General features: G+C 34.2%; 7 protein-coding genes. All 7 read left to right on the forward strand.

What is annotated here, in order from left to right:
* Nucleotides 1–177 precede the first annotated feature (177 nt).
* Complete coding sequence (locus JIV24_RS21510) at nucleotides 178–1,017, forward strand: glycosyltransferase family 2 protein (RefSeq protein WP_200467151.1); 840 nt, start codon at nucleotides 178–180, stop codon at nucleotides 1,015–1,017.
* 20 nt (nucleotides 1,018–1,037) lie between these two features.
* A complete protein-coding gene (locus JIV24_RS21515) occupies nucleotides 1,038–2,204 on the forward strand; it encodes a sugar-transfer associated ATP-grasp domain-containing protein (protein WP_200467152.1) in 1,167 nt (388 codons plus the stop codon).
* A gap of 220 nt (nucleotides 2,205–2,424) precedes the next feature.
* Nucleotides 2,425–3,495 (forward strand): sugar-transfer associated ATP-grasp domain-containing protein, encoded by a 1,071-nt coding sequence (locus JIV24_RS21520; protein ID WP_200467153.1) that lies wholly within the window; start codon nucleotides 2,425–2,427, stop codon nucleotides 3,493–3,495.
* Between the two features lie 33 nt (nucleotides 3,496–3,528).
* Entirely contained in the window at nucleotides 3,529–4,695 is a 1,167-nt protein-coding gene (locus JIV24_RS21525) for a sugar-transfer associated ATP-grasp domain-containing protein (protein WP_200467154.1), read from the forward strand.
* Complete coding sequence (locus JIV24_RS21530) at nucleotides 4,685–6,334, forward strand: asparagine synthetase B family protein (RefSeq protein ID WP_200467155.1); 1,650 nt, start codon at nucleotides 4,685–4,687, stop codon at nucleotides 6,332–6,334. The genes JIV24_RS21525 and JIV24_RS21530 overlap by 11 nt, the downstream gene beginning before the upstream one ends.
* Before the next feature lie 19 nt (nucleotides 6,335–6,353).
* Nucleotides 6,354–7,478 (forward strand): glycosyltransferase family 4 protein, encoded by a 1,125-nt coding sequence (locus JIV24_RS21535; RefSeq protein WP_200467156.1) that lies wholly within the window; start codon nucleotides 6,354–6,356, stop codon nucleotides 7,476–7,478.
* Complete coding sequence (locus JIV24_RS21540; protein ID WP_200467157.1) at nucleotides 7,471–8,982, forward strand: glucosamine inositolphosphorylceramide transferase family protein; 1,512 nt, start codon at nucleotides 7,471–7,473, stop codon at nucleotides 8,980–8,982. Before JIV24_RS21535 ends, JIV24_RS21540 begins: the two co-directional genes overlap by 8 nt.
* Nucleotides 8,983–9,112 lie beyond the last annotated feature (130 nt).

A 9,112-nucleotide genomic window follows, 5' to 3' on the forward strand; every position in this document is an offset into this window, starting at 1 on the left:
TGAAAATGTCTGATTTGAATATCAGGCACTTATATGAATGAAATTAAATTAATTCCGGTTTACCGGACAACAATGTATAAAAATATAATGTCAAGGTGGTTCAGGGATTTCAATTGTTAGAGAAAATGCCTAAATTAACCAATAATACCTCATAACCTAAATCAAATACTGTGAAAAATGGACTATCCCAAAATAACAATTGTAACTCCATCCTACAATCAGGAGGAATTTATAGAACGAACAATTCGATCGGTCATTAATCAAAACTATCCTAACCTTGAATATATAATCATTGATGGAGGTTCAACAGATGGAAGTGTTGATATAATTAAAAAGTATGAAAAAGAGATAAGCTATTGGGTGAGTGAACCAGATAACGGACAAAGTGAGGCTATTAACAAAGGATTTTCTAGAGCTTCAGGTATTCTAATCAACTGGTTAAACTCTGATGATGAATTGTATCCGGGTACCCTACATCTAATAGCTGCGTATTATCTGAAAAATTCAGATAAACATGTTTTTTACGGCGATAGAACAATTGTGGACAGAGATGGCCGCATCATCGGGATTAATGAAGGCCCTTCGTTTAAAAGAAGTGAAGCAAAGTTCATTTTGAAAATTCCTCAGGAAACAACTTTCTTTACCAAAGAACTATACTACAAAGTAGGTGGGCTTAATAACGAATTGCATTATACTATGGATGTTGATTTGTGGTATCGTTTTTTGGAACTAAGTGATTTTGTTCATATCCCTTATTTCTTAGGCGCTTATCGAGAGCATAACCTCTCAAAATCTGTTGAGGTTTTTGGACCCAATAAGCGATCGGATAAAGCACAAAAAGAGATTGAACGATTCAGCCAACTTTACAGCTCGAAGTTCAGACGAATTCCTAAAGTTAGAAAGTTGCTCTTTACACTTAATCAATTAAGGCTGATACTTGAGAAATCATCAAAGAAAAGACGGTTAGAAATTGAGGCTATTCATGAAATAATTTCAGGAGATAAGATGGTTTTCTAAACAATTTAGATAGCACATTTATGAGAATGAAACATTGGTTTTGGAAAAAGATGTCATCATTTATTCAAAAAGTACATCGATACGTAAATTACAAATATATGAAGGTGGATAATGCGAGATTAGCCAATAATTATTCACATAAAGAAGTTTCAGATACATACAAACTAAAGGCACGAGATATTTCTGAATATCGACAATATTGGGCGCCGTTGGATACGCATTGTAACGTGTGCCATGTTAAAAATGTGGCCTTATTTACCGGAAGCTTTGATAAAAGAGTTGTTCCATCTGATGTTTACTTTGGTATAATTGAACCTTTGTTGAACAATCGTAAGTACAGTTTGGCATTTGAAGATAAATGTAGAATTGATTGGATTAATGGAGTCGAACACGTTCCGCTCATCTTTGTAAGAAATATACATGGTGTATATTATCAGAACGATGGCTCAACAATTGAAGGAAGTCAAATAGACTTGGATGGAATTTTTAAAGATATAGATAGTGTGGTTGTTAAAAAGTCCATTGAAGTACATGGAGGAAAAGGTGTTGAAATTTTCGAAAAAACAAACGGAGAGTTACAAAATCAAATCAATAAGAAACTATCAATAGAATACTTGGAAGAAAAGTATGAAAAAGATTTTTTAATACAAGAGCGCCTCGTTCAACATGATTATTATAAGTTGTTTAATCCTTCTTCTCTTAATACTTTTCGTATTGTAACCTACCGCTCTGTTAATGATAATGTAATCCATATATTGTATAGTTACTTAAGGATTGGCGCTCCTAATATGCTAATTGACAATGTGTCAAGTGGAGGTGTTTTTGTTTGTTTAAATCAAGATGGTTCTTTTGCAGAAAATGGAATGACAAAGAAGAGTGAAATAAAGAAACAGGCTGGGACACAGGCACCTTTTAAAGAATTAGGAAAAGCTTTTAAAATTGAAGAAATATGGGAATATGCTAAATATGTAGCATCTTATCATTATAACTGCCGCTTATTAGGGTTAGATATAGCATTGGATGATAAGGGAAGTATTAGATTAATTGAAACAAACACTTCAGACATTGGAATGGAAGGACAACAATATCTTCTAGGGCCATTGTTTCATAAGTTTACCGATGAAGTGATAGATTTCTGTCATGACCAGATTAAACTGAGCAATAAGTATCATACATATGGTTCATAGAAAAACTTCAGTTGTAGTAATCTTTTCTATAGGTTATATAATGTAAAAGTAAATACGAGTAATATTTGCTGACAGTTTTGTCGGAACAGAAGTGGATTGTTGATTTTAGCTAAAATACATCTAATGTAATTTGAACTAATTGAAGATATACAGGATGAATAATCATGTTAGGAATATTGTTTTTATACTCGTTAGCTTATTATGTCGAATTGTTCGATTGATGAATAAAAGGCTTTCATTTGTGTATACTTATTATGAGTGTTTACAGAAGGCAAATCGCTTTAATAAAAATTTGGTTGTTCGTTATAAAACTACTTATCCCGAGCGAAAAAATTACACTGAGAAGTGGGACTTTTGGGACAGTCATGTATCTCATATCTATTTGTCAAATATAGCGAGTCTTTATGGAAAGATAGATTATAATGTGGTTCCTACGAATATATACTATTCTTATATAGAGCCGACTTTAAACAACATACCATTCGTAACAAGCCTGGAAGATAAATCGCAGTTGGATTGGCTTTATACTCAGCATGCACCTATGGTCTTATTAAGAAATATCCATGGTAACTTTTATATAAATGGCGATAGTGTAAATAACAATCAAGTAGACATATCTGGAGTGCTTGAAAATGTACCCAAAGTAGTGGTTAAGCAGGCGGTGGAATCACATGGAGGTCGTAATATTCAGGTTTTTGAAAGAAAGGGTTCTGTCTACTATAATAAAAAAGGTAATAGCTTGACATTGGATTATTTATTGAGCAATTTTAGGTCAAACTTTGTTGTACAGGAATACGTTAGACAACATCCTTTCTTTGCACAATTTAACCCTTCATCGTTAAATACTTTGAGGGTGATGACGTATCGATCGGTTGTTGATAATCAGATACGAGTTTTAAATGTAACCTTAAGGGTTGGAGCACCAGGCAGTATTGTCGATAACCGTAAGTTTGGAGGATATGCAATCGGCGTAACACCATCCGGTTATCTTCGCGATTTTGGGGTAAATAATAAAGGAGGTGTAGCGAAGGTGTTTAATGGAGTTAAACTCAATGAACTTAAGCGTATTGTCGGAATAGATGATATTGAGCAAGTGGCTATTGAATCTGCTAAAATACATTATCATGCTAGTGTTTTAGGCTTTGATATGTCTTATACAGATGACAATAAAGTAAAGATTATAGAGGTTAATACGTGGGATTTAGGGATTGATAACATTCAGCAAGCCAATGGGGCTTTGTTTCATCAATATACCGATGAAGTTATAGAGTTTTGTAAAAAGCGAGTCTAAAAGTAACCATTCAAAAAACGGAGGGGAAAGCTTATGAGATTTAAAAATCAAGTTTTGGGATATCTGGCAACCTTTGCCCGAAAAGCTTATCGAGTTTTACACTATCACCATTTAGTAGAACAAAATGTTGCATTGGCTAAATTATTTCAGCCTGTTAATGGACAGGTAAAGTATAGACCTAACGCCAATGAGATGCAAGGATATAAAAAGAAGTGGGGGCAGTTAGGAGTAGAGATTAAAGACATTTATCTAAGAAATGCCTCTGGCTTCTTAGGTTATTTCGACATTAATGTAGTGCCATCTGATTTGTATTTTTCTGTTATTGAACCAACATTAAATAATCGAAAATATGCATTGGCATACGAGGATAAAGCACGTATTGATTGGATCAATAAACCCAATAATATTCCTCCAATTTATGTTCGAAATATTAATGGAGTATTCTATGACAATAATAAATCAGAAATATCAAAAGAGAGCATTGATTTAGATGTTCTTTTGGAAGGTAAGGATGGTGTAGTTGTTAAGAAAACAATAGAAGTGCATGGAGGTAAAGGTGTTGAAATGTTTGACAGAAATGCAAAGGGGCAAATGGAGAACAGTAAAGGAGAGGTGCTTTCAATTGTTTTACTGGAAGAGAAATTTGAAAAGGATTTTATGGTGCAAAAACTTGTTGACCAGCACCCGTATTATAAGGCACTAAATCCCTCTTCATTAAATACGTATCGCGTATTAACTTATCGTTCTGTTGTTGATAATCAGATACACGTACTATATAGTTATTTGCGAATAGGAGCTCCCGAAAGTCGCGTCGATAATATATCTAATGGAGGTGTTTTTTTATGTGTAAAAAATGGTCGCTTTGCCGAATTTGGCTTGAAGAAAGGGGGGATTAAAGTTGAACGTATGAATGGGTCGATAGCCTTTAAAGATATGGACAAACCTCCTTTATTAGATGAAGTATTTGCTTTGGCGAAAGAATTGGCCGCTTCTCATTACTACTGTCGTTTGTTAGGTTTTGATCTGGCAGTAAATGCGGAAGGCAAGGTGGTGCACATAGAAACGAATACTTCTGATATTGGCATTGAAGGTTTACAAAGTGTCCATGGAGGTTTATTTCATAAGTATACTGATGAGGTGCTTGAGTACTGCCAAACACATGCCAGTACTACTTCTAAATACAAAGTGTATGATTGTTAGAAGTGAAAGGCTGACTGAAATATCATCTTTCTGTTTTGAAGGTTTCATCTTTGGTTTAAGTGAAGGCGAGGCTAAGTATTATGTTAGTAATGAATTTATAAATAAAGGTAAAGCTGCTCTTAAAGAACTAAATGGTAGTTTCTGTGGCTATTATGTTGATGATGAAACGCAGCAACTTTATGTTTTTAACGACCGGCTCGGAATGGTTGATTTGTTTTTAATGAAAGACGGTCAGGAGTGGTTGCTTTGTGATGATTATTGGCAAGCTGTCAAGGCTAATTCGTCAATATCGATTAATGATATGGCCATTGAACAACTACTCCAGTTTGGATACATGCATTGGAATAATACTTTTCTATCTGAGATTGATTTATGTGCTCCTGCAACTGTAATTACAATTGACATTAAAAGTAAATCAATTCTTTCGACTGAACGTTATTGGAGGCATATACCTGAGCCAGTTATTTATAATCGTTCAGCTGCAAAAGAACGTTTGTATGAATCAATTAAAAAAGCTGTTAAGGAGTGTTTTAATGATCAACAGGCAACCTATGCAGTAGCGAACTCTGGAGGATTAGATTCTCGCTGGAATCTGTTTTGTGCTAGTCAGCAAGAACGTCATTTTGCATCTTACACATATACCGGAGCAAAAAAATCAGATGCAGAGTTTGTATCAAGGAAAGTGAATGCTTTGTTAAAACAAACTGACAGTAAATATATTGAAGTATGTGTAAACGATTTTTTACCAAAATATGCTAATAAGCATCTTGATAAAACACCTATGTTACCTCTTTATAGTGCATGGTACTATGGTGCTTTTCGACAGTTGGAAGATGTGTCGGTGAATGTGAATGGATTTATTTCTACTTTCTTAGATGCCTTTACCTATATGGATAAAGCCAATGGTTATAACTACTACTTATCTCAATCATTGACTGATAAGTATGAGTTTTGTTATAACTTATACAATATTACTAATGCAAAACTTTTATCAAAGGTTTATCTTAAAAGTCATGGAAATAGACTGAAAGATTCATTTATGACGCATCTAGATGAGTTGGAGATGAATGATTTGGGTAATATTTGTGACTCGTTTGATTTTTATTGCCGACAACGACGCTTAAATAAAAACGAGTCTTGGACAAATTTCTATGGGCAAATGCAAAGTCGCAGTCCATTAGTTCACAACGATATTGTAGATTTATCGTTGCAACTCCCATTCGAAATGCGTGATAATCGTTCTTTATATGTTGAAACGGCCTGTGATGTGATGGGCGATCTTGCAGGTTTGCGTCTTGAACGCAGTCCTTGGGGATTAAAAGGTGAGGAAGTAGGTGCTAAAGGATTTATTAAAAGTACATTGTGGCGTGCTGATTTAAAACTATACAAAAAAACAGGACATTCATTTTGGTTTAAAGGAAGTCACAAGGATGTGGCCGCTTGGATGTGTCAATATCCAAATATGGAATTTATCAGGCAGCTTATCAACTCTAACAACCCGCTTATAATCGAACGATTTAATCAAAACTATTTGAATGATAATATTGATGCATTGATTAAAAAAGATTTTGTTTTCGTAAGCTCATTGTTAACTGTTTTTATGTTTTTAAATAAGCTGTCAGACATTAAACAAATATAAATCAAATTGAGATTTAGGAATGAAACTACTGTATATAGCCAATTCATATGTGCCTAGTAAAACAGCCAATAGCATCCATGTCATGAAGATGTGTAGGTCTTTTGCTTTAGTGGGTCATGATGTTACATTAATCACCTTTGATTCTTCAGAAAATGAGGAGTCTAACGTGGAAAATGTTTTTGCTTACTATGGAGTTGAACAATGTTTTTCGATTAAGAAGATAGCTTTACGAAAACTGAAAGGGAAAATGCACTTATTTGCCTTTGAAGCAATTAAGTTTGCACTTGCTTTTAAACCAGATATCGTTTATACTCGATGCGAAATACCCGCTGTTTATTTATCTTTTACCAAAATACCGTTTGTTATTGAAGCTCATAAACCTTTTATTAATCAAAAAGGCGTTATGGGATATTTATTTCGTCGGATATTTAAAGCTAGAAACTTAAAGCGATTCGTCGCTATTTCAAACGTTCTGAAACAAATGTTTTTGATTCATTTTAAGCAGGATATAGATAGTCTTGTATTGCACGATGCAGCTGATATTCCACAATTAGATGACCAATTAACAATAAAATGGAAAGGTCGGACAGAGGCACTTCAGTTAGGATACTTTGGTCATTTGTATCCAGGTAGAGGAGTTGATGTAATTATAGAATTGGCTAAAAGTAATCAGGATGCAGATTTTCATATTGTAGGGGGTCGGCAAAAAGATGTTGATTATTGGCGAGAACAATTAGTAGGATTGTCTAACATTTATATACATGGATTTATTGAGCCATCAGAAGTAGCGCAATACAGGAATAGGTGTGATGTGTTGTTGGCCCCATATCAAAGAGAGGTTTGGGTTGAGAATAAGGGACATGAGTCATCTAAGTACATGTCACCACTTAAGATATTTGAATACATGTCGTCAAAAAAGTGCATCATTTGTTCCGATATTCCCGTTCTTCGAGAAGTATTGAATAATGAGAATTCATTATTGGTGTCACCGGACAAAATTGAAGAGTGGAATGCTGCCATAAAAAAAGCCTTTGATGAGGATTTTCGAAATCGATTAGCAATCAGGGCATTTGAGGACTTAAAGGCGAAATATACATGGAATAAGCGGGCTGAGTTGTCATTAGAAGGGATCAAGAATGGATAGCAACTTAGTGAAACATATTGTTGAGAGAAGCAGGATTCCCTCTTTGATTATTTATGTATCAGTGACAAAGTTGCCTTTATGGTTTGTTGAGGTTATCGTTTTATTGTCAGAGCAATATACAGAACAAGAAATCAAGATTGTATATCTAAATGGACTCAATCAAAAGAATAAGTGGCAAAAATGGTATACGCCAATTTTAGTTGCCGAAAAAATTGTTTTCCGTCAAAACCTAAATGCATTTAAAACAATTGATATTCACCATGCCTTTGAGCACTGCAAAAATGTAGAAACTTGCCAAAGTCTTAGTAAACTGTATATACAAGAGGGTGTTTGTCTTAGCTTTATGGATGAAGCAGGGGCTTTTTGTGGTGTAAATTATTACCGTTATCCCCAGGAGATACTTTCTGTGGGTTTTCGGGGGGTAGATTCTTTTGTTAAAAATTATTTGTTTGGACAAAAACCACTTAAAGTATTCAAGGAAGATGCTTTATGTTGGCAGCATTTATTTCAAACACTAGAATACGGTATCGATAAAAACTCGGGATTTCTGCAAGCTGCAGTAAAGCAATCTATTATTAGCTTATGGCGTTCCAAAAAAACTTGTGATAAGAGACTTAGTTCTGAAACAGTCAGAATTGGTGATTTTGAGTTTTGTTATAAATGGTTTAAATCAGCGATTGTAAGAGTAATAAAACGATTTAAAAAAATTCTCTTTTATAAACGTTGGTTTATTATTCTAAAGAAAGAAAACGACAGAAAGTTATTGCTACCTGGAGGTAAAGATGGTTGGGCAGATCCTTTTGTTGTCGATGGAAAATACCTTTTTGTAGAACAGATTGATTTTAAATCAAACAAAGGAAAGCTGGTAGTCACAGAGTTAGATGACAATAGCGATATAGTCAAATATGAAACGATTATTGATGAGCCATTCCATTTGTCTTATCCTAATGTGTTTAAAAAAGATGATTTATGGTATATGTTACCAGAATCGGCTGCTGATAAAAGTTTACGACTTTACGTTTCCAGTAACTTTCCAACAGAATGGAGTTTTAAAAGAAAGCTAAAAGCTGACATACGTTTTCTTGATTTTACACCATTATACCACAATGGTTTTTGGTGGTTATTTACCACTTCTAAAGTAATGGAGAGAGGGAGTTCTTATGATCAGCTTTATTTGTTTTATTCGGAAGATTTTATAAATGATGAGTGGCAACCCCATCCTCAAAATCCTGTTATTACAGATAGTTCGGTAGCTAGACCTGCTGGTAATCTGTATTGGCATAATAATGAGTTATATCGTCCATCGCAAGATTGTTTCAATAAGTATGGCGGTTCTATTAAAGTTAATAGAGTTGTTAAGCTTAGTAAGGAAGAATATAAGGAGGAGCTTGTTGAAGAAATTAGTTCCCAAACGTTAGGTGTAAAAGCTCATGCAGTTCATACAATCAATATTGGAGCAGGAATAACGGTTTATGATGCACAAACATGGGCGTTTAGACTATGATTTCGATTTTAATTGAATTATTTGTGCTTTTATTTATATATACTCATAATCATTTTGGAGTTACCCCATAATACAGATGCCTATCTCATGGATTTCTTAGTTAACAAGGGTTTGCAGGGAATGCTAAGTG

Source organism: Carboxylicivirga marina (assembly GCF_016612505.1).
In the GTDB taxonomy this organism is placed as follows: domain Bacteria; phylum Bacteroidota; class Bacteroidia; order Bacteroidales; family Marinilabiliaceae; genus Carboxylicivirga; species Carboxylicivirga marina.